24 protein-coding genes are annotated in these 24,112 nt (G+C 63.2%); 18 read left to right on the top strand and 6 right to left on the bottom strand.

The window, feature by feature from the left end; translation table 11 throughout:
- Nucleotides 1–4 precede the first annotated feature (4 nt).
- Nucleotides 5–505 (bottom strand): GNAT family N-acetyltransferase, encoded by a 501-nt coding sequence (locus ACN0YJ_RS03830; RefSeq protein ID WP_417489857.1) that lies wholly within the window; start codon nt 503–505, stop codon nt 5–7.
- Nucleotides 506–706: 201 nt separating this feature from the next.
- Between ACN0YJ_RS03830 and ACN0YJ_RS03825 the strand changes: the two genes are divergently transcribed.
- From ACN0YJ_RS03825 to ACN0YJ_RS03760, 14 genes are all read left to right on the top strand, one after another.
- Entirely contained in the window at nt 707–1,852 is a 1,146-nt protein-coding gene (locus tag ACN0YJ_RS03825; protein WP_417495397.1) for a glycosyltransferase family 4 protein, read from the top strand.
- The gene (locus tag ACN0YJ_RS03820; RefSeq protein ID WP_417478537.1) at nt 1,849–2,832 is read left to right on the top strand and encodes a glycosyltransferase family 9 protein; all 984 of its coding nucleotides are present in this window, start codon (nt 1,849–1,851) and stop codon (nt 2,830–2,832) included. The genes ACN0YJ_RS03825 and ACN0YJ_RS03820 overlap by 4 nt, the downstream gene beginning before the upstream one ends.
- Nucleotides 2,833–3,036: 204 nt before the next feature.
- A complete protein-coding gene (infC, locus tag ACN0YJ_RS03815) occupies nt 3,037–3,525 on the top strand; it encodes a translation initiation factor IF-3 (RefSeq protein WP_417478538.1) in 489 nt (162 codons plus the stop codon).
- A 172-nt stretch (nt 3,526–3,697) separates the two neighbouring features.
- The gene (locus tag ACN0YJ_RS03810; RefSeq protein ID WP_417495396.1) at nt 3,698–4,162 is read left to right on the top strand and encodes a peptidase S1; all 465 of its coding nucleotides are present in this window, start codon (nt 3,698–3,700) and stop codon (nt 4,160–4,162) included.
- Nucleotides 4,163–4,187: 25 nt separating this feature from the next.
- Nucleotides 4,188–5,939: a hypothetical protein gene (locus ACN0YJ_RS03805; RefSeq protein ID WP_417495395.1), complete on the top strand. Its 1,752-nt coding sequence runs from the start codon at nt 4,188–4,190 to the stop codon at nt 5,937–5,939.
- Between the two features lie 161 nt (nt 5,940–6,100).
- On the top strand, nt 6,101–6,559 hold the full coding sequence (locus ACN0YJ_RS03800) for a MerC domain-containing protein (RefSeq protein ID WP_417495394.1): 459 nt from the start codon (nt 6,101–6,103) through the stop codon (nt 6,557–6,559).
- 145 nt (nt 6,560–6,704) lie between these two features.
- Nucleotides 6,705–6,905 (top strand): 50S ribosomal protein L35, encoded by a 201-nt coding sequence (rpmI, locus tag ACN0YJ_RS03795; RefSeq protein WP_091769909.1) that lies wholly within the window; start codon nt 6,705–6,707, stop codon nt 6,903–6,905.
- Nucleotides 6,906–6,932: 27 nt separating this feature from the next.
- On the top strand, nt 6,933–7,289 hold the full coding sequence (gene rplT, locus ACN0YJ_RS03790; RefSeq protein WP_091769911.1) for a 50S ribosomal protein L20: 357 nt from the start codon (nt 6,933–6,935) through the stop codon (nt 7,287–7,289).
- 156 nt (nt 7,290–7,445) lie between these two features.
- Nucleotides 7,446–8,528: a phenylalanine--tRNA ligase subunit alpha gene (gene pheS / locus ACN0YJ_RS03785; protein WP_417495393.1), complete on the top strand. Its 1,083-nt coding sequence runs from the start codon at nt 7,446–7,448 to the stop codon at nt 8,526–8,528.
- Entirely contained in the window at nt 8,528–9,157 is a 630-nt protein-coding gene (locus ACN0YJ_RS03780; RefSeq protein WP_417495392.1) for a hypothetical protein, read from the top strand. Before pheS ends, ACN0YJ_RS03780 begins: the two co-directional genes overlap by 1 nt.
- Nucleotides 9,154–11,553, top strand: coding sequence for a phenylalanine--tRNA ligase subunit beta (gene pheT, locus ACN0YJ_RS03775; RefSeq protein WP_417495391.1), 2,400 nt, complete (start codon nt 9,154–9,156; stop codon nt 11,551–11,553). Before ACN0YJ_RS03780 ends, pheT begins: the two co-directional genes overlap by 4 nt.
- Nucleotides 11,554–11,570: 17 nt before the next feature.
- Nucleotides 11,571–12,167, top strand: a complete 597-nt coding sequence (locus tag ACN0YJ_RS03770) for a nucleotidyltransferase family protein (protein ID WP_417495390.1) — start codon at nt 11,571–11,573, stop codon at nt 12,165–12,167.
- Nucleotides 12,168–12,352: 185 nt separating this feature from the next.
- Nucleotides 12,353–13,810: a peptidoglycan-binding protein gene (locus ACN0YJ_RS03765; protein WP_417495389.1), complete on the top strand. Its 1,458-nt coding sequence runs from the start codon at nt 12,353–12,355 to the stop codon at nt 13,808–13,810.
- Nucleotides 13,811–13,837: 27 nt separating this feature from the next.
- Nucleotides 13,838–14,431, top strand: a complete 594-nt coding sequence (locus ACN0YJ_RS03760; protein WP_417495388.1) for a hypothetical protein — start codon at nt 13,838–13,840, stop codon at nt 14,429–14,431.
- A gap of 7 nt (nt 14,432–14,438) precedes the next feature.
- Here the strand turns inward: ACN0YJ_RS03760 and ACN0YJ_RS03755 are convergent, their stop codons facing one another.
- Nucleotides 14,439–15,059: a cation transporter gene (locus ACN0YJ_RS03755; protein ID WP_417495387.1), complete on the bottom strand. Its 621-nt coding sequence runs from the start codon at nt 15,057–15,059 to the stop codon at nt 14,439–14,441.
- Nucleotides 15,060–15,128: 69 nt separating this feature from the next.
- Between ACN0YJ_RS03755 and ACN0YJ_RS03750 the strand changes: the two genes are divergently transcribed.
- Nucleotides 15,129–15,560 (top strand): MerR family transcriptional regulator, encoded by a 432-nt coding sequence (locus tag ACN0YJ_RS03750; RefSeq protein WP_417489852.1) that lies wholly within the window; start codon nt 15,129–15,131, stop codon nt 15,558–15,560.
- A 9-nt stretch (nt 15,561–15,569) separates the two neighbouring features.
- Here ACN0YJ_RS03750 and ACN0YJ_RS03745 read toward each other — a convergent pair whose 3' ends face one another.
- On the bottom strand, nt 15,570–16,901 hold the full coding sequence (locus ACN0YJ_RS03745; protein WP_417478724.1) for a hypothetical protein: 1,332 nt from the start codon (nt 16,899–16,901) through the stop codon (nt 15,570–15,572).
- A 162-nt stretch (nt 16,902–17,063) separates the two neighbouring features.
- Between ACN0YJ_RS03745 and ACN0YJ_RS03740 the strand changes: the two genes are divergently transcribed.
- Nucleotides 17,064–17,567: a nuclear transport factor 2 family protein gene (locus ACN0YJ_RS03740; protein ID WP_417478723.1), complete on the top strand. Its 504-nt coding sequence runs from the start codon at nt 17,064–17,066 to the stop codon at nt 17,565–17,567.
- A 2-nt stretch (nt 17,568–17,569) separates the two neighbouring features.
- Here ACN0YJ_RS03740 and ACN0YJ_RS03735 read toward each other — a convergent pair whose 3' ends face one another.
- Both ACN0YJ_RS03735 and ACN0YJ_RS03730 read right to left on the bottom strand, forming a co-directional pair.
- Nucleotides 17,570–18,088: a GNAT family N-acetyltransferase gene (locus tag ACN0YJ_RS03735; RefSeq protein WP_417495386.1), complete on the bottom strand. Its 519-nt coding sequence runs from the start codon at nt 18,086–18,088 to the stop codon at nt 17,570–17,572.
- Nucleotides 18,088–18,678, bottom strand: a complete 591-nt coding sequence (locus tag ACN0YJ_RS03730; protein ID WP_417495385.1) for a DUF1134 domain-containing protein — start codon at nt 18,676–18,678, stop codon at nt 18,088–18,090. The genes ACN0YJ_RS03735 and ACN0YJ_RS03730 overlap by 1 nt, the downstream gene beginning before the upstream one ends.
- Nucleotides 18,679–18,835: 157 nt before the next feature.
- Here ACN0YJ_RS03730 and ACN0YJ_RS03725 point away from each other — a divergent pair, with 157 nt between their 5' ends.
- Nucleotides 18,836–20,197 (top strand): flavin monoamine oxidase family protein, encoded by a 1,362-nt coding sequence (locus tag ACN0YJ_RS03725; protein WP_417495384.1) that lies wholly within the window; start codon nt 18,836–18,838, stop codon nt 20,195–20,197.
- 10 nt (nt 20,198–20,207) lie between these two features.
- Here the strand turns inward: ACN0YJ_RS03725 and ACN0YJ_RS03720 are convergent, their stop codons facing one another.
- The gene (locus ACN0YJ_RS03720) at nt 20,208–21,341 is read right to left on the bottom strand and encodes a nitrilase-related carbon-nitrogen hydrolase (protein ID WP_417495383.1); all 1,134 of its coding nucleotides are present in this window, start codon (nt 21,339–21,341) and stop codon (nt 20,208–20,210) included.
- Nucleotides 21,342–21,498: 157 nt separating this feature from the next.
- Between ACN0YJ_RS03720 and ACN0YJ_RS03715 the strand changes: the two genes are divergently transcribed.
- Entirely contained in the window at nt 21,499–23,676 is a 2,178-nt protein-coding gene (locus tag ACN0YJ_RS03715; RefSeq protein ID WP_417478718.1) for a M3 family metallopeptidase, read from the top strand.
- The last annotated feature ends 436 nt before the right edge of the window (nt 23,677–24,112 follow it).

The following is a 24,112-nucleotide window of genomic DNA, read 5'->3' as shown; positions in this document are numbered from 1 at the left end:
CAGATTAATCACCGCACGCGGCCCGGTCCATCGCCGCTTCAGCGCCGGACGCCGGCGCGGCCTGACTGTAGACGCCCGGGCGGGTGATTTCCATGGCTCGCTCGGGTGATTTCAACGGGGTATAGCCGACCCTTGCATAGAGCGGTTGGGCATCAGCCGTCATCAGCATCAGACGGCGGCAGACCCTAATCTCCGGCAGACCGTGCAGGCACTCCACCAGCCATTTCCCCAAACCATGGCCGCGATGGTCCGGATCAATGATGACGTCGGCGAGATAGGCGAAGGTCGCCCGATCGGTGACGAAACGCGCCATGCCGACAAACGCGCCATCCGGCGCGAGCAGGCAGAAGGTCCAGGCATTCGCAGCCGCTTTCGCGACTGTGTCCGGCGGAATGCCGGGCGACCAGTAGGATGTGCTCAACAAACGATGGGCGGATGCGAGGTCAAAGGCACTGCGCTGGTCGGTCAGCCGGTAGCCATTCCGCTCGAAGCTGGTTTCCTGCATCACTCACGCTCCTGCACTGGGGACAAGGCCGAAGCGGTAGCATGGCGGTGCCAGGGGTCTATTCAAGATTTCCGTCCGTGTGTGACCCGGCCCGACACCCAAGCCGTGGGGCGCGCTGCGGATTCGTTTGTCACGGGCGTGCGCTTGTGGAAAAACCCGGCCCTGTCCATGATTTGCAAAATCCGGTAGCGCTGCCACGCCATGAATATTCTCCAGGTCATTCCCCAGCTTGAAGCCGGCGGCGCCGAGCGCACGACGCTTGAAGTGGCGCAGGCGATTGTCGCAGCGGGTGGCCGGGCCCTGGTCGCCAGCGAGGGCGGCCGGCTGGAAGGTGAACTGGCCGCCGTCGGCGGTGAACTCGTGCGCCTGCCGATGCGCAGCAAGAATCCCTGGACGGTCTGGCGCAATGCCGAACGGCTGGCCCGCATCGTCCGCGCCGAGAATATCGATATCATCCATGCCCGCTCGCGCGCGCCGGCCTGGAGCGCCAAATGGGCTGCCGACCGGACAGGCGCGCATTTCGTCACCACCTATCACGGCACCTATAACGGCAAGACCGGGCTGAAACGCTGGTATAATGCCGTCATGGCGCGCGGCGAACTGGTGATCGCCAATTCGCAATTCATCGCCGCCCATATCCGCACCCAACATCCCTTCGCCACCGAACGCGTCCGGGTAATCCCGCGCGGGGTCGATCTCGACCGCTTCGACCCGCAGGTGATTGCACCGGAACGCGTCGCCGAACTGGCCGCCAGCTGGGGTCTGCAATGGCCATCCGGGCGCCTGATCGCGCTCTTCCCGGCCCGGCTGACCGGCTGGAAGGGACAGCGTGAAACGCTCACGGCACTGGGCCGTCTCAAGGCTGAGGGTGCCGATCTGCCGTTGACCCTGCTGGTCGGCGATGCCCAGGGCCGCGATGGTTATCTCGCCGAGCTCGAAACCCTGATCCGGCAACATGACCTGGCAGCGGATGTGCGGATTCTCGGCCATTGCAGCGACATGCCCGCCGCCTTCGCGCTGGCGGATATCGCGCTGGCGCCCTCGGTCGAGCCGGAAGCCTTTGGCCGTACTGCTGCCGAAGCCGGCGCCATGCATGTGCCAGTCATCGCCGCTGATCATGGCGGCGCCCGCGAAGTCGTCCTTCCGGGGCAGACGGGCTGGCGCGTCGAGCCGGGAAATCCGGCCGCGCTGGCTCATGCGATCCGGGACGCCATGTCGATGACACAGGCGCAACGCAGCGAAATGGGTGCGCAGGCCGCCCGCCATGTCCGGACACAGTTCTCGACACGCGCCCTGCAAGCTGCGACTTTGCGCGTCTATGAAGAGGCTCTAAGCTCGCAGTCATGATCGAACCGCAACGCGATACCATTTATGTCCTGCACTGGGGGGATTTGACGTCGACCGTGCGCATGCTCGCATCGGCAAAGACGCTCCGCCAGGCGCACAAGCGTGACCGGATCGTGCTGCTGACGACACCGGAATTCGAGTCCTTCCTGAAGCACAGCCCGTTCTTCAATGCCATCGAGATCGATGCCCGGCCTGATGGCCGGCCGCAGACGGTCGCGCGCGACAAGCGGCTCAAGGCGGCCCATCCGGCGCGTGTCTATGACATGGTTGGCGATTCCACATCGCGCAAACTCAAGGGCCTGTTCCGTTTTTCCAAGTGCGACTGGCTGGAAATCCTGCCAGCCCGTCGATCGGGCGCACACCCGGTCGACGAGCTTGCCGGCACCCTCAATGCGGCCATCGGCCTTGAGCCGACGCATTTCCGGCTCGGCGGCGCACCGTCCCCGGATGCCAGCTGGGTGGATTTTCTGGCCCGCAAATCGCGCATGCTCGACCCTGAGTATTTTGGGCTGAACGGGCCCTTTGCCCTGCTCGCCCCGGCCGGGGAGGAGGTCAAGCTCGCCCTGCGCTGGCCCAAGGAAAAATGGGCCAGCCTGGCGCATGAATTACTGCAGGCCGGCATTACACCGGCCCTGGTGGGTGGCCCCGATACCCGTGAAATCGGCCGCCATGTCGCGCAGGTCGCACCGGGTGCGCGCGATATTACGGGCAAGGCGAAACTGCCGCAGCTCGCCGGCCTGGCACGGCGGACCCGCTTTGTATTTGGCGAGGACACGCCATTGCTCCACCTGCTGGTCGCGGCAGGCGCCCCGGCGCTGGCGCTCTACGCCGGTGTCGAAGATCCGGCGATGAATGCCCCGCGCGGCGACGCCCCGGTGATTTTGATGCACGCGCCTGTTTTGGCGCAGGTGGAACCAGCAGAAGCCATTGCCGCAATGCGCTTTGCGGGCGGGTTTTCTGACCGCATAGTTGCGGCGTGAACCGCGCGCGGCGCTTGCTTAATGTGATGATTTCACCATAGTGCGCGGCTCTCCGGCAGGGTGGCGGCTCAATTGAGCCAGTTTGGACTTGATCCAGATGCGCCGCCGGAGGATTACTAAGTATTGCTCGCAGGCCATAAGGGAGAAGCGGCCATAGCCCGTAGACCACAATCTGCGCAACCGCCGAAAAAAGACGGACCGCGTATGAATCTAGACATCCGCGTACCGCGGGTGCTTCTTATCGACGAACATGGAGAGAAGCAGGGGATCGTGCCGACCGAGGCCGCTCTCGAGGCGGCCGCACAGGCTGGACTCGACCTTGTTGAAGTCTCCCCCAACGCTGATCCGCCCGTTTGCAAAATCATCGATTATGGCAAGCTGAAATACCAGGAACAGAAGAAAAAAGCCGAAGCTCGCAAGAAGCAGAAAACGGTCGAGATCAAAGAGATCAAGATGCGGCCGAACATCGATGTGCATGATTACCTGGTCAAGACCAAGGCCATGCACCGCTTCTTCGACGACGGCGACAAGGTGAAGATCACCCTGCGATTCCGGGGCCGTGAAATGGCCCACCAGGATCGTGGCATGGATATCATGCGCCGCGTCAAGGAAGACTTCGCCGAAGTCGCCAAGGTCGAATTTGAGCCCAAGCTCGAAGGGCGACTGATGGTGATGGTGATGGCACCGCGCTAGTCGCACCGGCCCGCCAATTCCGAATTGTGACTGAACCCTGCCGCTTTGAAGGCGGCGGCGTTCAGTCGCGGTTCAACTCGCCTGTTTTCAGATGAAATCCTCTGCAAAGCATGCTCAATTGTGGGCGACTGGCCCATCCCAGCGATGGCGGGCCAGGGGATCGGGGATTTGAATGATCAGGCTGTCCATACTGTCTATTGCCATGATCGCCTTCGCGGCTGCCGCAACAGCACAAGGCCCATCGACCCTGCCAAGCGCGCTCGATGCCTCGCTTTCGGCCGGCTTTACGCCCGACCCCTACCGCATCCGTTTACAGACCGGTGGCGGTATCGATGCCAGCCAGGCACGCGGTCCGGACTGCGCCGGCTTCATCGCCGAAGCGCCCGATTTTGACCTTTTCTACAATGGCGGGTCGCTGCCGCTGATCATCTCGGTGAATGCCGAGATTGACACGACGCTGGTCATCCAGGCGCCCGACGGCAACTGGCATTGCGATGATGACAGCGGCCAGGGCCTCAACCCGTCAATCCGCTTTTTAACACCGTCATCAGGACTCTATGGCATCTGGATCGGAACCTATGCCGACGCATCCCGGGAAGAAGCCACGCTTTCGATTTCCGAACTTTTCAGCGAGTGAACTCGCACATCAGGGGAGAATATTCATGACCTATAAATGGGCGGCAGGGGCCGCAGCCGTGATCTTGCTCGGCGGCGCCGCGCAAGCACAGGACGTCAACGCAGCACCCGCCTACGGGTCGGTCACGCTTTCAGCCGGGTTCGCCCAGGATCCGACATCGGTCGGCGTGCAGGCGGGCGGAGCCATTTATGGCGGCAATATTGACTATAGCTGCTCGGGTTATATCTCCCACCAGCCCTCCTTCAATCTGCAATATAGTGCGGGCAATTTTCCGCTCTACATTTCGGGGGCATCGGATGCCGACACGACGCTGATCGTGAATGCGCCTGACGGCAGCTGGCACTGCAATGATGATGCGCCGGGCCAGGGCCTCAATCCGGGCGTCGAATTCTCAACGCCGCAATCGGGTGTCTATAATGTCTGGGTCGGCACGCTCTCGGCGGGCAATGGCTATGAGCCAACCATGGTTCACATCTCAGAGATCGGCTTCTCCAGCGAGAATGCCTATTCGCGCGCGCCGAATGCGGCGCTGCAGCCCCATTCCGGCACGCTCAGCCTGCGCGCCGGTTTCGGCGATGATCCACGCCGTGTGCCCGTACGCGCCGGCGGCGATCTCGACGGCAGTCGCGGCACGGGCGGTTCTTGCTGGGGCGAGATCAGCGAGGCGCCTGACGTCTGGCTGAACTATTCCGCCAGTAGTCAACATGACCTCTATCTGTCGATGGAATCCGATCACGATACGACGCTGATCGTCCAGGGGCCGGACGGGAACTGGCTTTGTGATGATGATAGCGCCGATGACCTCAATCCTGGCATCCATCTGACGGATCCGGCCGCCGGCCGCTATGCGATCTGGGCGGGCCGTTATTCCGGTGGCACCCTCGCCGATGCGACCCTCTTCGTCTCGGAAACAGGTTTCCGCGGCGAAGTGGACGTGCCGGCCGTACTCGATTTCAGGCTGCCAGCCAATTACGGTTCGGTCTCACTGCAGGCGGGCTTCATTCCCGACCCCCACAACCTCGCCCTGCAGGCTGGCGGTGATGTGGATATTTACGAAGCGCTCGGCCAGAATTGCCGCGGTTTCTCGACCACGGCCCCTGATTACAACCTCAATTATGCGGCCGGTACGCTCGACCTCTACATCTCCGCCACCTCGAATGCCGACACGACCCTGGTCGTCAATTCACCGGATGGCGGCTGGCATTGCGACGATGACGGCGCCGGCAATCTCAATCCGGGTGTGCATTTCGACCAGCCTGCTTCAGGCGTCTACAATATCTGGGTCGGCACCTATGGCGAGATCGAGCCGGAGAATGCCACCCTGCACATTTCCGAACTTGCCTTTGGCGATGAATACCTGGTCGGTGATCCGCTTGACTACACGCTGGAGGCCAATTTCGGCTCGGTCGCGCTGACCGGCGGCTTCTCGCCCGATCCCCATGTCGTCGAGGTCATCGCCGGCGGTACACTCGCGGCGGAATCCGCAGCCGATTCGATGTGCCGCGGCTATGTCTCCGCGGCGCCGGATTATGAGCTGAGCTTTACCCCCGGCTCGCTCGGTCTCTTCATCTCGGTGCTCTCGGATGCCGACACGACCCTGGTCATCAATGACCCTAGCGGAAACTGGGTTTGCAATGATGACAATTACGGCCTCAATCCCGGCATTCACTTCGATCAACCGGCAGCGGGGACGTATGACATCTGGGTTGGCACCTATCGCGAGGGCCAGAGCGCCACGGCGCAGCTGGAAATTTCCGAACTCGGCTTTGCCAACTAACTCCCGGGGCTGAGGCCCCTTGCGCAAGACGACTGAAAGCGGGCGGCTCCCACAAGGGGCCGCCCGTTTGCTGTCCGGGCCAAACTGCGCACGGGACAGGCCGGGGCTTTCATCATGTCGGATGTTATACTATATCACTTCCGACCGCCGCGGATGAATTCATGATGCCCCTGATGCCCAAGCTCAAGCTTCACAATGGCTCCCTCGACCTGACCGGCGTCAGCCTGTCCGCCGTTTGCGTGGCGCATTGCCTGCTCTTCCCGGTCGCAGCCGCCGCGGCGCCAATGCTGGCACCCGGACTGGGCGAGATGCTCGGTGCGAGCCATGCCTGGCATTTCGGCCTGCTGGCGATTGCCGCGCCGATCTCTCTGCTGGCCCTGGGCTGGAGCGTGCGGGCCAGCCCGGCAAGATGGCCGGTCCTGGCCCTGGGCCTTCTGGGCCTGTCGCTGATGGCAATCGGCGCCCTGCACTTGTCCAGCCAGCTGGTCGAAACCATCATCACCCTGTCCGGCGTCTCCGTGCTGGCCGCAGCACATCTGATCAACTGGCGCAGCCAGGCGCGCGTCGGCCATGATCACATCAAGGATTGCGGCCTCTGCGAGCACGAGCACACGGCCTGATTCAGACTCCCTCGCGCTGTTGCAATCCCCTGCCAGACGCGTATAAACCCCGCTCTCTTATCACCAGTCTACCGGGCCAAATCGACATGCCCGCTGACTGTTCACACCCTCGGACCGGCTCGCCGGTCCAGCAAAGGAGATGGAAATGTCGAAGATGAAGACCAAGAGCGGCGCCAAAAAGCGCTTCAAGCTCACTGCCACGGGCAAGATCAAAGCCGGTCAGACCGGCAAGCGTCACGGCATGATCAAGCGTACTCCCAAGCAGATCCGCGACAAGCGGGGACAGGTTGTCCTGTCCGCCCAGGATACGAAGATCATCAAGAAATATCTCCCGTACGGCCTTTAAGCCCCCGGCATTGAGTAGGAGCATACCATGTCACGAGTGACATCCGGCCCGGCTACGGCCATCCGCCACAAAAAAGTTATCAAGAAAGCGAAAGGCTATTACGGCCGTCGCAAGAACACCTTCCGCGCTGCCGTCCAGGCTGTGGAGAAGGCCGGCCAGTACGCGTATCGCGACCGCCGTGCCAAGAAGCGCACCTTCCGCGCCCTCTGGATCCAGCGCATCAATGCCGGCGCCCGCCTGCACGGCATGACCTATTCGACGATGATGCACGGCCTGATCAAGGCCGGTATCGAAGTTGACCGCAAGGTCCTGTCCGACATCGCCATCCATGAGCCAGATGCCTTCAAGGCCCTGGTTGATCAGGCGCAGTCCGCGCTGGCCTAGGCTTGTCTAACGACTTCAGGAAAAGGCTCGCCGGCGCACCGCCCGCGGGCCTTTTTCGTTTCAGGGCATAACTTCTTCCCGGGTGGCGCGGATTTGTGCTGTCGACACCTGAAAATTCAAACGCTAAACCCGACCACGACTGGCAAGGGCGAAGACATGACCGATACCGCTGCACTGGAAACCCTCGAGCAGGACGTGCTCGCACAGATCACCGAAGCGACCGATGAGGCCGGGCTTGATGCCGTGCGCGTCGGGGCGTTGGGCAAGAAGGGCTCCGTCTCGCTGATGATGCGCTCGCTGGGCGGTATGAGCCCGGAAGAACGCCAGGTGATGGGGCCGGCGCTGAACGGGCTCAAGACACGGCTGGGCGAGGCACTTGATGCGCGCAAGGCGGTGCTCGAAGCCGCAGCGCTGGACAAGGCACTGAGCTCCGAGACCATCGACGTCACCCTGCCGGTGCGGCCGGAGCCGAAGGGTTCGATCCACCCGATCACCCAGGTCATGGAAGAACTGGCGGTGATCTTCGCCGATATGGGGTTTGCCGTCGCCGAAGGTTCGGACGTCGAGGACGACTTCCACAATTTCACGGCCCTCAACTTCCCCGAAGGCCATCCGGCGCGCGATACGCAAGACACCTTCTTCATGAAGCCGGACGCCGAGGGCCTGCGCAAGGTGTTGCGCACCCATACCTCGCCGGTCCAGATCCGCACCATGATGAGCCAGACGCCGCCGCTGCGCATTATCGCGCCGGGCCGGGTCTATCGCTGTGACTGGGACCAGACCCACACGCCAATGTTCCACCAGGTCGAGGGCCTGGTGATCGACAAGGAAACCCATATGGGTCACCTCAAGGGCGTGCTGGAGGATTTCCTAGCCGCCTTCTTCGAGACCGACCAGGTGGAAACCCGTTTCCGCCCCCACCACTTCCCCTTCACCGAGCCATCGGCGGAGATGGATGTGCGCTATGAGCGTGTTGGCCAGGCTGTGAAGGTCGGGTCCGGTGACCAATGGATGGAGATTCTCGGTTGCGGCATGGTGCATCCGAATGTGATCCGCAATTGCGGCCTCGATCCGGACGAATACCAGGGCTTCGCCTTCGGGATGGGCGTGGATCGCCTCGCCATGCTCAAATATGGCGCACCGGACCTGCGTGACTTCTTCAATTCCGACCAGCGCTGGCTCGGCCATTACGGCTTCTCAGCCCTGCTGCAGGCGAATATGGCAACCGGTCTGAGCTGATGTGGCGCTGGTTCACCAATAACCACCAGACCCTGACCGGGATCGGCGCCATGCTCGTCGGTATCGCGGCGCTGTTTGTGGCCTGGGACCAGGGCCGGGTGATGCGGGCGCAGCAGCATGGGGCGGTTTATCCCGTACTCCAGGTCGATGGCTTTGTCTCGACTATGCCGAACGCGGCCAGTCTGGGAATTACCGTCGCGAATAATGGTGTCGGACCGGCGCTGATCCGCCGCGTTTCGCTCTATCGCGATGGCGAATGGCAGTCCGGGCTTGAGGCCTATCGCGCCGAGCTGCCCGATGGCTATAACCTCTCCTGGGCCGGGCTGACCGGCCGGGCCCTGGCTCCCAATGAAAGTGTGACCCCGATCAATGTCCGGTGGCCACGCGAGGACATCACCCAGTCCGAGCTCAGCGCTGCGGCGGCGAGCTGGGACGCCTGGGAAGTGCGGGTCTGCTATTGCTCGGTGTTTGACCGCTGCTGGGAGACGACGCCAGCGGGCGGCGCGCTCGCCCGGCGCGTGAACCAGTGCGAAGTGGACGCCGACGACGCGTTTGAACAATTGGGCGCTGCCAACCCGGCCCCCACATCACCTGAAACGGCCACGCTGAGGCCGGAGGACGAGCAATGAAATTCCCGCTTTCCTGGCTGAAATACCACCTCGAAACCACGGCCTCCCTCGACGAGATCGCCGAGGCGATGACCATGGCCGGGCTCGAGATCGAACATATCGACAATCCGGCCGAGCGATTCGGCGCCTTCACCGTCGCCTATGTGAAGGAGGCGGTCGCCCATCCCGATGCCGACAAGCTGCGCGTCTGCACCGTCGAGACCGTCGACGGGATCAAGCAGATCGTCTGCGGTGCACCGAATGCCCGCACCGGCATGCGCGCTGTCTACGCGCCGCTGGGCGCCTATATCCCGGGCCTGGATTTCTCGCTCGACAAGAAGCCGCGCAAGATCCGCGGCGTCGAGAGCTCGGGCATGATGTGCTCAGCGAAAGAGCTGGAACTCGGCGACGATCATGACGGCATTATCGATCTGGAAGGCGACTGGGCTGTCGGCACGCCGGCTGTCGTGGCGCTGGGTCAGGACGATCCGGTCATTGATTTCGAAGTCACGCCCAACCGGCCTGACTGGCTCGGCGTGCGCGGCATTGCCCGCGATCTGGCGGCGACCGGTATCGGCACGCTGAAAGATGTGCCCATCGAACCCGTTCCAGGCACTTTCCCCTGCCCGATCAAGGTCGAGCTTGACTGGCCGGAGGCCTGTCCGGTCTTCGCCGGCCGGCTGATCCGCGGCGTCAAGAATGTCGCCTCGCCGGACTGGCTCAAGAAAGCGCTCAAATCCATCGGCCTGCGCCCGATCAATGCGCTCGCCGACATCACCAATCTGATCTCCTACGACCGATGCCGGCCGCTGCATGTCTATGATGCCGCCAGGCTGAACGGCACTGTCCATGCACGCCAGGGCAAGGGAAAATCCGACCGGTTCGAAGCCCTCGATGGCAGGGAATACGCCCCGGATGGCAGTATTTGCGTCATCGCCGATGAAGCCCATTGCCTCGGTCTTGGCGGGATCATGGGCGGGACCTATTCGGGCTGTACCGATGAGACGACCGATGTCTTCATCGAGGCGGCCTGGTTCGATCCGCTGATCACCCGCGCCGCAGCCAAGGCGACCGGTATCGACAGCGACGCGAAATACCGTTTCGAGCGCGGCGTTGATCCGCAATCCATCAGTGACGGGATTGAATATGCGACGCGTCTGATCCTCAAGATCTGCGGCGGCGAAGCCTCGGAAACCGTCGTCTTCGGCGAAATCCCCGCAGCTCCGGCCGATATCGAATTCCCGATCACCGAGGTCAAGCGCCTGACCGGACTCGACCTGCCGCGCGCCGAGATCCTGCGCATCCTGACCACGCTCGGCTTCAAGCCAACCGGGGCCGGCGATGTGCTGACCGTCGGCGTGCCAAGCTGGCGGATGGATTGCAGCCTCAAGGCCGACCTGGTCGAGGAAATTGCCCGCATTCACGGCTTCGACAAACTGGTCGCGACCTCGCTGGCACGCCCGTCTGTACGGCGTCAGGCCCCGGCGACGGTGATGCAATTGCGCGCCCGCCATGCCCGCCGGGCACTCGCGGCCCGTGGCTATCAGGAAGCGGTGAGCTGGTCTTTCTGCGAAACTTCGCAGGCGGCGCTGTTTGGCGGTCATGGCGCCGGTCTGGCGCTTGAGAACCCGATCTCCTCCGAGCTCGACGTAATGCGCCCGACCGCCCTGATCCACCTGCTCACCGCGCTGCAGGCCAATGCCGATCGCGGCCTCGCCGATCCACGCCTGTTCGAGGTCGGCCCGGTCTATCTCACTGATGCGCCCGACGGCCAATTGCTGGTCGCGACCGGTGTGCGCCGCATCACCTCCGGCCGCCACTGGACCGGCAGCCGTGCGCCCGATGTGTTCGACGTGAAGGCCGATGCCATCGCGGCACTGGAAGCAGCCGGGGCGCCGTCCGCCTCGCTGCAGGTTGCCGCGGAAGCGCGCGACTGGTGGCATCCGGGCCGTTCCGGCGTGCTGCGCCAGGGACCGAAGAATGTAATGGCCGAGTTTGGCGAGATTCATCCACGCGTGCTCAAGGCGCTCGGGATTGATGGCCGCGTGCTGGCGTTCGAGATCGTGCTCGACGCCATTCCAAAGCCGCGCAAGGGCAATGGCCTCAAGGCCCGCACCCCGCTCGACCGTGCCGATCTGACTCCGGTGAAGCGCGATTTTGCTTTCCTGGTCGACAAGACGATCGCCGCCGACGCGCTGATGCGGGCTGCCAAGGGGGCCGACAAGGCGCTGATCAGCGATGTCAGCGTGTTCGATGTCTATGACGGCAAGGGCGTGCCCGAGGGCCAGACCTCGCTGGCCATCGAGGTCGTCTTGCAGCCGCGCGATAAAACCCTCACCGATGAGGAGATCGACGCCGTCGCCGCCAAGGTGGTCGCCAAGGTGAGCGGCGCCACTGGCGGAACGCTGCGGGGTTGATCATGGAGCCGCACCGCATGGCCAAGGCGTCCCCGGAGCATCAGCGGGCGTTTCTGGTCGAGGCGGTGGCTGCCAACGCGTTGGCGATGACGGTGCTGGAACGCGCTGCGGCGATGCATTTGCCCGATCACGGCCTGATGGCCGGGGCGGTCTACCAGGCGGTGTGGAATGCCCTGACCGGGCGTGATCCGGCCTATGGCGTCAATGATTATGATCTCGGCTATTATGACGCGTCCGACCTGGGCGAAGCCGCCGAGGACGTCGTCATCAAGGCGGGCGAGGCGGTGTTTGGCGATCTCGATGCCATCGTCGAGATCCGCAATCAGGCTCGCGTCCATCTCTGGTTCGGTGCCAAGCATGGCGTCACACGCGCCCCGCTGACCAGCACGACGGATGCTGTCGCCCATTTCGCGTCCCGCACCCACGCTGTGGCCGTCCGGCTCGATAGCGCCGGCAAGATGGACGTACTCGCGCCCTACGGGCTGGAGGAATTATTCTCTCTGCATGTACGCCCTGTCGCCAGCCTCGCTGACAAGGCCGGCTGGAACGCGAAATGCGAACGCCAGCACAAGCTCTGGCCGGAAATCCACTTTGAACGCACAAAACTCGCCTAGAAAGCGTTTTGGCGCGCAACCATTCAACCCATTGGTGAAAAACCGACATTCCCCGACTGGTTGCCAAGTTTTTTTGCCAATCTCGCGTCAGGCGTATGGTGATATGCGGCACGCACCGCTAGTATGGTTAATAGTCGTTAACTGAAACTCGACGCTGTCAGAGACGGCGCTGGTGGTGTGTATAGATGATGGATCGGGTAACAGCCCTGCTGACACAAGCCGCGGCAACGATTCTGGTCGTGATCGGATTGGTGGCGATCCTCGGCTTTACCCATTCGCGCGCCTATCGTGCCGGCTATTGTGCGGTCCAGACCTGTGCCGATAGTGGCGAACAGCGCTGGTGGTGGCCGTTTGGACGCGAGACCCCGCCCGCGCCCGACGGTCCGGCCCGCATCACGCCAGACTACACCCCTGACAATTTCTATTCCTACCGGGACAGCCCGTATCAGGACACGCCTTATCAAGACCGGCCCTATCAGGACCGGCCGGCGGGTGAGCCTGGCAGCGATACCGGCTATCCGGGGAGCGTCGTCTACGGGGATCCAGCCGGGACCGCCAGCACGTTGCCGCTGTCGTTTGGAACCGGTCCGGTGACGACCGACTACCCCCGGACCTATGTTGCGCCGCGCTATGGCTCACGGTCACGCTTCTTCGGCACGCCCGGTGAGCGGATCTGCCCGGCCCCGTTCAATAGCGAGGACGCCCGCCGGATGGCGCCGGAACTGGCGCGCTGCTGGCTGAATATTGGCGATGCCTACCAGGCGATGGACCAGATGGAGCAGGCCCGCGATGCCTGGAACCGGTCACTTCATGCCGGGTCGCAAAGCGGCGTGCAGGCGACACTGGCCGCCCAGCAGCGGCTGCAGACCGCGGTACTGCAGTATTCCTGCCCCAGTGATGCCGACAGCCTGGCGCGCATTGCCTATGGTGCCGGCCAGCCCGATAGCACAGGCGATATCATTCAATTGATAGCCCGCCAGCGTGCCCTCGCCGCGCTCGGCTTCTATTCCGGCCCGGTCGACGGCTCCTATGGGCCGGTGACCCGGCGCTCGGTCCGGGATTTTCAGCGTGAGATGGGCTATGACCAGACCGGTGCCCTCACCTCGCAGGAAACCGTGACGCTGATCTGTCACGCGGCGATCAATGCCCGCGATGCCGATTCGCAGAATTTGATGGGCATCATGTTCGCGACCGGGCTGGGCGTCATTCAGAGCATCGATTCGGCCATGGAATGGCTCGACACCGCCGCCGAGCGCGGCAATGGCGGCGCCAATTTCAATCTCGCCCTGATCTACGGGACCGGCACGGTCCAGGGCAGCTACCGCCTGTGCGGTCTGATCGAGAGTCCGGAGCGTGCCGACAGTTATCTGCGTCGCGCGGCCGATCTCGGCCATGCCAGGGCGATCCGTCTGCGCCGCGAGTTCGCCAGCACCAGCGGCACGCCCGCCGAGCGCTGGACGCGAATCTCGCAAGCGTTGCTGCGCGAGGCCGAGGCCTCGGGGGATCGTTTTTATCTCGCCTGGCAGCAGCGCGTTGATGAAGCGCGGCGCGAAAACGGACATGAACTCAACCAGCCAGGCTGCTACCAGGCGACGCTGGATGACGGCCAACCCGTTGCGGCGCGCGCCCGTCAGACTGATTGATCCGGTCTCAGGAAGGATATGAAGCCCATGAGAAAATTTACACTATTCCTGGCCGCCGCGACCAGCTTGTCGGCCTGTGCGACGACCCAGGCGCCCAGTGGCGTCCCGCCGCATTCCCACCCGGCCCCGCCGCATCGCATCGCGGATACGGTCGAGCCGGCCACCAATATGTGCCAGGTCGCCGGCCTGGCGGAGCAACGCCTGGGCATGCTGGAGGAAATCCACCGCTATCGCGAAGCCATCCGCGTCGAGCCCGGCCGGTCGGTCAGTGTCGCCGACACCCGGACACAGGAATTGATCGCGGCGTTCGAAACCGATCTGGACGGGTCCTACCGCTTCGCAACGGCCTCCTGCCGCACCTATAATCGCTGTCTGGAGGAAAACCGGTTCGAGGAAGCGCGCTGCCAGGACACGGCCCAGCTCTGGCATGAGGGCCAGGATCGTTTCCATGACCTCTCGCTCCAGCTCGCCGCCGTCCGCGAGCGGATTGCCTCGGGTTGCACCAGTTGTTCCGCTCCCCAGCCCGCGCCATCGGCAGACCGGCCCTATAATCATCGTCACGAACACAATAATCCGGACGACCTTCTCGGCTCGGTCTTTTCGACCGGCGAGCACCGCTAGCGCAGGCTCAAGCCTGCTTCTGACGGAGTTCGCGCCGCGCCTGGATCAGGATCTGGAAGGCCGAGCTGAGGAAGAGACCGGCCATGCCCAGGGCGACGATGATGTCGGGCCAATGGCTATGGGTCAGCCAGACCACGCCGGCGGACACGAAGACCGCGATATTGCCGATCGCATCATTGCGCGAGCACAGCCAGACTGAGCGCACATTTGCGTCGCCATCACGCCAGCGCATCAGGATCAGCACGCTGATCACATTGGCTGCCAGCGCCAGCAGGGCGATACCGCCCATCAATTCCGCGACCGGCTGGGCCACGAAGACGGCGCGATAGAGCGCCAGCACCAGGATGGCCGCGCCCATCACAAACAGGCTGCCCGCCTTGATCAACGCCGCATTGGCGCGCCAGCTCGGCGGCTTTCCGATCACCCAGAGCGAGAGACCATAGGTCGCCGCGTCCGCGAAGAAATCAAGCGCATCGGCTTTCAGGGCCTGGGACTGCGCCGCGGCACCGGCCAGCATTTCGACCACAAACATCGCGGCATTGATGATGATCACGGCGATCAGAGCGCGCTTGAATCCGGCGCTCATGCCATCGAATTCCTTGGCTTCGCCGCAGCAACTTCCCGCCATATGCCTCATCCCTTGCAAATCAGTTCCGGCACAGCCTAATCTCTCTAGTCACTAGAGGTTCAAGCAGAAATGTCAGACTTGTCGATCGGAAAGCTGTCGCGGGCCAGCGGGGTCAAGGTCCCGACCATCCGCTATTACGAGACCATCGGTCTGCTGGCGGAACCACCGCGGTCAGAAGGTGGGCAGCGGCGCTATGACAAGGCCGATGTCGAACGCCTGCGTTTCATCCGTCATGGGCGGGCGCTCGGCTTCGGGCTCGATGATTTGCGCGCGCTGCAGGATCTCTCCGACCGGCCCAACCAGTCCTGCGAACGCGCCGACGCGATTGCCAGCCGGCAATTGGCCGAAGTCGAGCGGCGCATCGCCGGGCTGGAAGCGGTACGGGTGGAGCTGGCGCGCATGCTCGACCACTGCGCCCATGGCGAGGTTGATCAGTGCCGCGTCATCGAGACCCTTTCAGACCACGCCCTGTGCGAGGGCGACCATGCGAAGATCGGCTGACACCAGCGGTCAGAAACTGCCGCCAATACGGTTTTTCCAATAGCCGACATCCTCGGCATATTTGCCGACGATTTCGCCAAGCACATGCTCCAGCAACAGGCTGTCAAAACCGATCCATTCATCCTGGTTGATCTCGTCAATACTGGCCATGGAACGGCGCAGGAAGCCGGCATAAATGCTCACCAGCACGACAAACAGGATCAGGAAAATAACGCCCAGATCCGCCAGGCGGGCGCCGGCGTCAAAGCCGGTCCACTCGATCAGGGCGAGGTTGAGCCCGGCCAGCACGACCGTGAAGAGCAGCGGCACGAAGACCAGGTAATAGCCGGAATTTCGCAGCATCTGGAACATGATGTTGCGAACGAAGGTTTCGATAAAGAAGATCCGCTGCGCGATCCACAGCACATTGGTGTGCCACATCCGCGCCGAGTGCGAAAATTTCGCCGCATCCTTTTCCTGGCCCACGGTGACCGATTTGGCCTGGCCTTCAGCGGTGCGAAAATGATCGTTGAGCCGGGCGAGATAGCGGGTGACGAAATTGGATAATTCGCGGAAATTATTGCGCTGATACGGCACGTATTCCATGAAATAGATGATCCACATCGCGAACGCGCCGCCAATCGTCGACAGCGCCGCAAAGGCGGCCTGGCTGAGATCGGTCGCACTCATGGTGAGCGGCCCCAGCGACATCGGCCCGGCCAGGGCGATCAGACTGCCATCATTATAGAGCAGGTTGATGATCAGCACGATCGCGATAATGGTCGAGAAGACGACAGTCAGCTTGCGGACATTGGAATTGATCGTCTTGCGCATCTCGTTGAGCAGATAGAGACAACCGGCATCAGCGGGGAAATACTCGGCGATGACCGCGCCTTCCTCATCCTCATAGAGATTTTGCGGATTGGCGGAAATCTTGACCCGGCCATTGAGGAATGTCGCGCCCTGCCGGTAATAATCCTCGGCCACATCGAGTGTGAGCTCACCGGGCGTGCGGATATAGCCGACCTTGACCCCGGTCCAGTGGAACAGGAAGCCATTGCGCTTGAGATGGGCATCCTCATGCGAGAAATCGGCGCCCAGCGCCTTTTCGGTTTCCGTCTGCGAGCGCGCCGCGCGTGAAAGCGCAGCCCAGGCGCTCGGCCCCATATGAGCCGGACGTACCGAGCCGGGACCGGCGCGCGTAATGGCCTTCAAACCAAACAGTTTGCCGATCGGCCGGAAGATCGGCGCCATGACGCGCCCGATGATCTGAAAGGGGATCTGGCGGGCCAGCATCAGAATGAAGAGCGCACCAATTCCGATCAGCAGGATCAGCCCACTCATTGTACTGCCTTCGGTCATGTCGATCTCCCCTCGGCTGTGGCCAGCCCCATGTTTGCATTCACACTATCGCGCAATGACCCGCCAGGGTAGTGCGGGATCGCTTCACCGGCATTCCCGCTTGCCGGACGATCCCCCACACCATCTGAATGTCCCCATTGTCACGAAGAATGGGAATTTTTGATGTCAAACCTGAGAGCAGGACTATGTCTGATCATGCTGGCGGCAGCGCCTGCCTGGGCCGGAGAGCCGGCCGACACGGAGCTCGATGCCCGCTTCGCCGAACTCGACCGCCAGGTCTTTGAGCTTGGCTATAATGGCTGCGACCTCGAATTGATGGCCGCGCTGACCAGCGAGGATCTCGAATTCTACCACGATATCGGCGGCGTCACCCTGGGCCGCGCCGCCTTCATTGACAGCATTGACCGCAATATTTGCGGCCCCGACTACCACGTCACCCGGACCCTGGTGGCCGGTTCGCTTGTCCTGCACCCACTCTACGATAATGGCGTGCTCTATGGCGCGGTGCAGAGCGGCGAACACATGTTCAGCATTGTGCGCCCCGGCGCCGAACCTGAGCTGACCGGCCGTGCCGGCTTCACCACACTCTGGCGGCTCGAGGGCGATGCCTGGCGGATGTCCCGCGTGCTGAGTTTTGATCACCAGCCGATCCACGCCAGCGAATAGGTTCAAACACCATCGAAGGCAGGATGGTATTCGATCCGGGTGCCGCGCGGCAGATGCGATGCGCCATTGAGCGCGAGCACCTGGAAGGCATTGCCGGTCTTGTCGTCCGGGTCGTCGGCCCAATGCAGGTCAAGCGCGGGGGCCGGCTCGAAACCAAAACGGAAATAGAAGCCCGGATCGCCCAGGACGATGCAATAGCCCGGCCCCAGCGTGCGGATAAAGTCCAGCCCGGCCTCGATCAGGGCCGCGCCAATACCGCGGTTCTGATAACCGGGGAGGACCGCGACCGGCCCAAGTCCGAGTCCGGGGATTTCACGGCCATCGCCCGGCTTCGCCATCGCCGGGGAGAACATCGTCACCCCCGCAATCCTGCCGTCGAGCTCTGCGACGAGCTCCAGTGTGTCGGCATCTGCCGCGCGCAAGGCGACCGCCAGCCGCGCCTCGCCCGGTTCGGGAAAGGCGCTTCGAAGCAGGGCATCGACACCGGCATAATCCTCTGGCTCGCAGGGGCGTATCTTCACTAGAAAGGCAACCAGGCGCGGCGGCGCGTATAGGCCAGATAGCCGACATTGGCGCCGGCGCGCAGGCCGACACCGGAACGGATTGGCGCCAGGGTGATATCGTCGGCGCGCTGATAATTCACGCCCATGCCGGCGACCAGATAGGCCGTGCCTTCAACGCCCGGAAAGCGCTGGAATAACAGGGCCGGATCGTCGAGATTATAGACCAGCACGAAGACACGGCTGGCATTGCCACCCGCATCCCAGCCCACCGAAGGACCGCGCCAGTAGACCTTTTCGCGCACACCATTCTTCATGGTGAGATAACCCTCGCCATAGCGCAGGCCGATCCCGACCGCGCCCGACACTTCCTCACCGGCGATATAGCCGACCGGACGTCCGAGATCGGAGAAAATACGCTCCATCAGGCTGGCTGCGGCTTCAGCGGTGACGCCAAAGAAATCGCTCACGGCCTCGGTCAGTTCATCCTGGGAATAGGTGTCGACAGGCTCGGAATAATCGCTGGGTTGTCCGTAATCCGGGTCCTGCGCATGGGCGGGGGCCAGGAAGCAGACGGACAGTGCGGCGATGGTGGCGGCAAGGATGCGCATGTGAGACCTCCGGTCGCTAAAAACAGAGCCCAGCTTATCAGCAGGGATTACGGCGACAGCACGGCGAAAGGGTTAGCGTCAGGTAAACGGATCAATATTCCCGGGCTCGTATCGGGCCGCTCGGGCGTGCTAGCCTGCCGCCCCGGGGGAGCGAGACATGACGACAGCACATACCCATGACGTTATCATCATCGGGGCCGGTCTGTCTGGCCTGCGTGCAGCGGACCTGCTCATGGACCGCCATGATGTTGTCCTGCTGGAGGCGCGCGACCGGGTCGGCGGCCGGGCCCTGGCCCACAGCTTCGCCAATGGCGACACTGCTGATCTCGGCGGACAGTGGGTCGGGCCGGGCCAGGACCGGCTCTATGCGCTGATCGCCGCTCTCGGCATGACGACCTATCCGCTCTGGGACACGGGCGACCGGCTGATTCTCAACCGCGACAAACCCGGCCGCTATACCGGCACCATCCCGAAACTGGCGCCGCATGTCCTGGTCAATGTGCATCTGATGATGACGCGTTTTGACGCCATGGCCGCCGAGCTCGACCCGGCCAGGCCGTGGGCTCATCCAAAAGCCAGGGAGTGGGATCATCAGACCGTCGGGCAATGGATGGAGAAACGGGCCTTCACCCGCCAGGCCTTCCATATTTTCGCGGTCGGGATCGGCGCGGTCTTCACCGCTGAACCGCACGAAGTCTCGCTGCTGCACGCGCTCTTCTACGCCCGTGCCGGAACCTCCCTCGACAATCTTCTCGCCACGACCGGCGGCGCGCAGCAAGACCGGGTCCACGGCGATATGGCGGGCGTGGCACACCGCCTGGCCGAGCGGATGGGCGATCGCGTCAAGCTGAGCCATCCCGTCGAGACCATCGCCTGGAGCGATACCGGCGTGACCGTCATGACAGCACAAGGCCAGTTCAGGGCCCGCCGCGCCATCATGGCCCTGCCGCCAAACCAGGCGGTGCGCCTGCGCTATGACCCGGTCCTGCCCTCGCGGCGTGCGGCGCTGTGGCAGCGCATGCCGCCCGGCGCCTGCATCAAGTGCATCGCCCAGTACGAGACGCCCTTCTGGCGCGAGGGCGGGCTGGCTGGCCAGGCGGTCGGGCCCGATCTGGAAGTCCGTGTGACCTTCGACAATAGCGAGGCCGGCAAGCGTGCGGGCCTGCTGCTGGGCTTCATTGAGGGTGATCATGCCCGCCAATGGTCCGGCCGCGACCCGGCCGAGCGAAAGGCGGCGGTGCTGGGCGCCTTTGCCCGTTTCTTCGGCGAGAAAGCGCTCGATCCGATCGATTATGTCGACCAGGACTGGATCGCCGAGGAGTATACCCGCGGTTGCTACGCCGCCCTGATGGGGCCGGGCGTATGGACCTCTCTGGGGATGGATTTGCGCCAGCCGATCGGTGCGATCCATGTCGCCGGCACCGAGACAGCGACACAGTATTACGGCTATTTCGAAGGCGCGCTGCAGGCCGCCGAACGCGCCGTTCTGGAGGTCGAGGCCGCGCTCGCAGCGGACTGACGGTTTCGCTTCAATCGCCGGCCGTGTGCAGCGGCAAAAGGGTCAGCGCCGCGCCGTCGAGCCCGTCGCTGACAAAGACGGTTTCACCGGCGATCGCGATATTGGTGCCGTCCGAACCGAGATCCCACAACTGGCCGCGCAGATAGGCGGTCATGCCGAAGCCGGCAGCGCCGGAGCGTAGCCGCCCGGCCAGGGCATAGCGCTGCCAGGCCTCGCCTTCGGTAAGCCGTCCGGCATCATTGCGATCGGCATCATCGGGCCAGCCGGTGGTATAGCCACCCCATGGCGCATCCCAGACATTTGACGGCTGGAGGAAGGCCGGCACCGCGATGATCGCGGCATCGAGCGCCCGGACGCTGTCATACAGGTCGGGATGCCAGCTATCGGCACAGATCAGCACGGCCATCCGTCCCGACGGCGTGTCGAACACCGGCAGGTTCTGCGCGGGCCAGCTGGCGGTGAAGGGCGTTTCGCCAGGAATCGGGTGGGATTTGCGCACCAGTTGCGGATCGATCGAGCCATCGGGGTGGAAGACGGCAGCGGTGTTATAAAGCGGGCCCTCGCCGGCCAGCAGCACACCGTTTTCGACCCGCGGCTCGGGCAGGACAATCGAGCCGGCCGCGATGGTGACGCGATATTCGGCGGCCAGGGCGGAAAACACGGCCTGGTAGTCGCGCGCCATGGCATCGGCGCGCATGCGGAAGATCGCCGCCGCCATCCGGTCATCCTCGCTCGAGCCGAGCCAGGCTGCGGCAAAGCGTAGCGGATTGGCGGCGACCAGCGCGGTCATTGCGGCAGCTATGGTCTCGGCTGTGAAGGCGGAACGCGGCGCCCCGGCGGCAACCAGCCAGGTCCCGACATGTTCCGGGAATACGATGACCGAGCCCTCATTGGCGTCGATTTCATCGGCTATTTCAGCGAGATATGCCGCGAGTCGGTGATGCAGCGCCGAGGCGCTGTGATAGTGGGTCTGGTCAAGCCAGGGCTGCACGCCGACCAACCAGGGCCCCTCCCCCGTCGCAACCCGTTCGACGGCGCGCAGGACCAGGTCCGGTGCGGGCGTCAGGCTTGCGGGCTGGCGCCACACGCCCCACATCAAGATCAGGGTGATCGTTGCGACCAGCATGATGGCAATGATCCGCATTTCAACGCCTCCGGTCCGGTCAGGGTCGGCAGGACCATCGTCTGCACCGCGCGCATGATCAAGCGGCGACGACGATCAAGATGGTGAATTCTTAATTTTCCAGCCATGCGCGGAAGCGATAGGTTCGCCGCAAACAATTGACCCGAGAGGATCTACCATGCGTCATCTGATGATGATTACAGTGAGTACTGCCGCCCTGTTTGCGGCGGCCTGCACCCCGGCGACGGACACCGCTGCGTCCGGCTCCACCGAGACGACCGAGGCCACCGAAACAACGGAGACTGTCATGTCCACCAACCCGTTGCTTGCGGAATGGACCGGTCCATTCGGCGGCGTGCCGAATTTCGACACTGCGAGCCTGGATGACCTCAAGCCAGCCCTCGAAGAAGGCATGGCGCTCAATCTCGCCGAGATCGAAGCCATCGCCAACAATCCCGAACCTGCCAGCTTCGAAAACACCATTGTCGCTATGGAACGGGCCGGTGAGCCGCTCAGCAATGCCTTCCGCTATTGGGGCATCTGGTCGTCCAATATGTCGACGCCGGAATTCCGCGCCATCCAGGCCGAAATGGCCCCGCGCCTGTCCGCATACAGCTCGCAAATCACCCAGAATGCCGCGCTCTTCGCGCGCGTCCGCGCCGTCTATGAAGGCGAGGAAATGGCAAGCCTGCGGCCCGACCAGCAGCGCCTCGTCCAGCTGACCTATGACGGGTTCGCCCGCAATGGCGCGACCCTGGAAGGCGAAGCCGCCGACCGCTATGCCGCGATCGATCAGCGCCTGTCCGAGCTCTACACGGCCTTCTCGTCCAATCTCCTGCACGACGAGGAAAACTACGTCCATTACCTGAGCGCCGACCAGCTTTCCGGCCTGCCGGACGGTTTCGTCCAGGCTTCGGCTGCAGCAGCGACAGCACGCGATCATGAGGGCGAATACGCCATCACCAATACGCGCTCCTCGATGGACCCTTTCCTGACCTTCTCCGACGAGCGCGATCTGCGCGAACAGGTCTGGCGCGATTATTACAATCGCGGCGATAATGGCGATGAGTACGACAATAACGCCCTGATCATGGAAATCCTGGCGCTGCGCGATGAACGCGTCGAGCTGCTCGGTTACGAGAATTACGCCCAGTGGCGCCTCGAGAACCGCATGGCCGGCACGCCGGAACGCGCCATGGCGCTGATGGAAGGTGTGTGGACCGCCGCCGTCGCGCGTATCCATGAAGAAGTCGCCGACATGCAGGCCCTCGCCGACAGCGAAGGCGCCAATATCACCATCGAGCCCTGGGATTATCGCTATTACGCCGAGAAAGTGCGCGCCGAGCGCTATGATCTCGATAGCGAGGAAGTCAGCCAGTATCTCCAGCTCGACAATCTGCGCGAGGGGATGTTCTACGTCGCCGGCGAATTGTTCGGCTTCAACTTCTCCGAACTGCCCGAGGGCACGGTTTCGGTCTGGCACCCCACCGTTCGCGTCTGGGAAGTCACCGACCGCGAGACCGGCGCCAATGTCGGCCTGTGGTATCTCGACCCCTATTCCCGCACTGGCAAATCCTCCGGCGCCTGGGCCAACAGCTTCCGCGGCCACACCACCTATGACGGCCAGACCAATGTCCTGGCGACGAATAATTCAAACTTCGTCGAGCCGGCACCGGGTCAGCCGGTCCTGGTCTCCTGGGATGATGCGACCACCTTCTTCCACGAGTTCGGCCACGCCCTGCATGGCCTGTCCTCGAATGTCGTCTATCCAAGCCTGAATGGCGGCGTGCGCGATTTCACCGAATTCCAGTCGCAATTGCTCGAGCGCTGGCTTTTGACTGATCCGGTGGTCAATAATTATCTCGTCAATGTCGATGGCGAGCCGATGCCCCAGGAATTGATCGCCCGTATCCGTGCGGCGGCCAATTTCAACCAGGGCTTCTCGACCGGCGAATATCTCGCCTCCGCCCTGATGGACATGGCCTATCACATGACCCCGCCCGAAGAGATCGGCGATCCCGACACCTTCGAGCGTGAGACCCTGGAACGCCTCGGCATGCCGAATGAAATCGTCATGCGTCACCGCAGCCCGCAATTCGGGCATGTGTTCGAGGGCGAAGGCTATGCGACCGGGTATTACGGCTATATGTGGGCCGACGTCCTGACCGCCGATGCCGCCGAAGCCTTTGAAGAGGCTGGCAGCTATTACGACCCCGAGACTTCGCGTCGCCTGGTCGAAACCCTGTTCGCTCCGCGCAATTCGGTCGATCCGGCCGAGGCCTATCGTGCCTTCCGCGGCCGCGATGCCGATGTACAGGCGCTCATGCGCGATCGCGGCTTCCCGATCACCGAATAGCGTTTTCGGGCATTCACAATGCAATGGCCGGCGGAGCAATTCGCCGGCCATTTGCGTTTTTTGGCGGGCACCTCCAGACGCTAGCGCGAGGCCGTCACCAGCTCCGCCCCGGACTGGCGTCCGGCGCACCTCTTCCATCAAGGAAGAGGAGGGCGGTAATCGAGGCGGAGGGCATCATCACCTCCTCTTCCTTGATGGAAGAGGTGGCCGCGAAGCGGTCGGAGCTGGTGAGGATGACGGGCGCCGGCGTTGGCCGATTTGGCGACTTATCCCCCAACGCCCGACAACTATCCCACGTCATCCTGACGAATTTTGGGTGATGTTATCCCCGCCCCATCAACCAGCGCGCATACTTCACTCGTTCCGGTCGCACGGGAGGCACGAGCTCAGTCAGTCGCGGCGGTCGGGAGCGTGCAGCCTGTCCGGGCAGAGGGGT

Source organism: Maricaulis sp., from assembly GCF_048270095.1.
Taxonomy (GTDB): domain Bacteria; phylum Pseudomonadota; class Alphaproteobacteria; order Caulobacterales; family Maricaulaceae; genus Maricaulis.
This window is presented reverse-complemented; position numbering and strand designations above follow the sequence as displayed.

Bases quoted from the DNA above. Each gene is read 5' to 3' on its own strand.
- ACN0YJ_RS03830 (WP_417489857.1), bottom strand. From the start codon at position 505: ATGCAGGAAACCAGCTTCGAGCGGAATGGCTACCGGCTGACCGACCAG.
- ACN0YJ_RS03825 (WP_417495397.1), top strand. From the start codon at position 707: ATGAATATTCTCCAGGTCATTCCCCAGCTTGAAGCCGGCGGCGCCGAG.
- ACN0YJ_RS03820 (WP_417478537.1), top strand. From the start codon at position 1,849: ATGATCGAACCGCAACGCGATACCATTTATGTCCTGCACTGGGGGGAT.
- infC (WP_417478538.1), top strand. From the start codon at position 3,037: ATGAATCTAGACATCCGCGTACCGCGGGTGCTTCTTATCGACGAACAT.
- ACN0YJ_RS03810 (WP_417495396.1), top strand. From the start codon at position 3,698: ATGATCAGGCTGTCCATACTGTCTATTGCCATGATCGCCTTCGCGGCT.
- ACN0YJ_RS03805 (WP_417495395.1), top strand. From the start codon at position 4,188: ATGACCTATAAATGGGCGGCAGGGGCCGCAGCCGTGATCTTGCTCGGC.
- ACN0YJ_RS03800 (WP_417495394.1), top strand. From the start codon at position 6,101: ATGATGCCCCTGATGCCCAAGCTCAAGCTTCACAATGGCTCCCTCGAC.
- rpmI (WP_091769909.1), top strand. From the start codon at position 6,705: ATGTCGAAGATGAAGACCAAGAGCGGCGCCAAAAAGCGCTTCAAGCTC.
- rplT (WP_091769911.1), top strand. From the start codon at position 6,933: ATGTCACGAGTGACATCCGGCCCGGCTACGGCCATCCGCCACAAAAAA.
- pheS (WP_417495393.1), top strand. From the start codon at position 7,446: ATGACCGATACCGCTGCACTGGAAACCCTCGAGCAGGACGTGCTCGCA.
- ACN0YJ_RS03780 (WP_417495392.1), top strand. From the start codon at position 8,528: ATGTGGCGCTGGTTCACCAATAACCACCAGACCCTGACCGGGATCGGC.
- pheT (WP_417495391.1), top strand. From the start codon at position 9,154: ATGAAATTCCCGCTTTCCTGGCTGAAATACCACCTCGAAACCACGGCC.
- ACN0YJ_RS03770 (WP_417495390.1), top strand. From the start codon at position 11,571: ATGGCCAAGGCGTCCCCGGAGCATCAGCGGGCGTTTCTGGTCGAGGCG.
- ACN0YJ_RS03765 (WP_417495389.1), top strand. From the start codon at position 12,353: ATGATGGATCGGGTAACAGCCCTGCTGACACAAGCCGCGGCAACGATT.
- ACN0YJ_RS03760 (WP_417495388.1), top strand. From the start codon at position 13,838: ATGAGAAAATTTACACTATTCCTGGCCGCCGCGACCAGCTTGTCGGCC.
- ACN0YJ_RS03755 (WP_417495387.1), bottom strand. From the start codon at position 15,059: ATGGCGGGAAGTTGCTGCGGCGAAGCCAAGGAATTCGATGGCATGAGC.
- ACN0YJ_RS03750 (WP_417489852.1), top strand. From the start codon at position 15,129: ATGTCAGACTTGTCGATCGGAAAGCTGTCGCGGGCCAGCGGGGTCAAG.
- ACN0YJ_RS03745 (WP_417478724.1), bottom strand. From the start codon at position 16,901: ATGACCGAAGGCAGTACAATGAGTGGGCTGATCCTGCTGATCGGAATT.
- ACN0YJ_RS03740 (WP_417478723.1), top strand. From the start codon at position 17,064: ATGTCAAACCTGAGAGCAGGACTATGTCTGATCATGCTGGCGGCAGCG.
- ACN0YJ_RS03730 (WP_417495385.1), bottom strand. From the start codon at position 18,678: ATGCGCATCCTTGCCGCCACCATCGCCGCACTGTCCGTCTGCTTCCTG.
- ACN0YJ_RS03725 (WP_417495384.1), top strand. From the start codon at position 18,836: ATGACGACAGCACATACCCATGACGTTATCATCATCGGGGCCGGTCTG.
- ACN0YJ_RS03720 (WP_417495383.1), bottom strand. From the start codon at position 21,341: ATGCGGATCATTGCCATCATGCTGGTCGCAACGATCACCCTGATCTTG.
- ACN0YJ_RS03715 (WP_417478718.1), top strand. From the start codon at position 21,499: ATGCGTCATCTGATGATGATTACAGTGAGTACTGCCGCCCTGTTTGCG.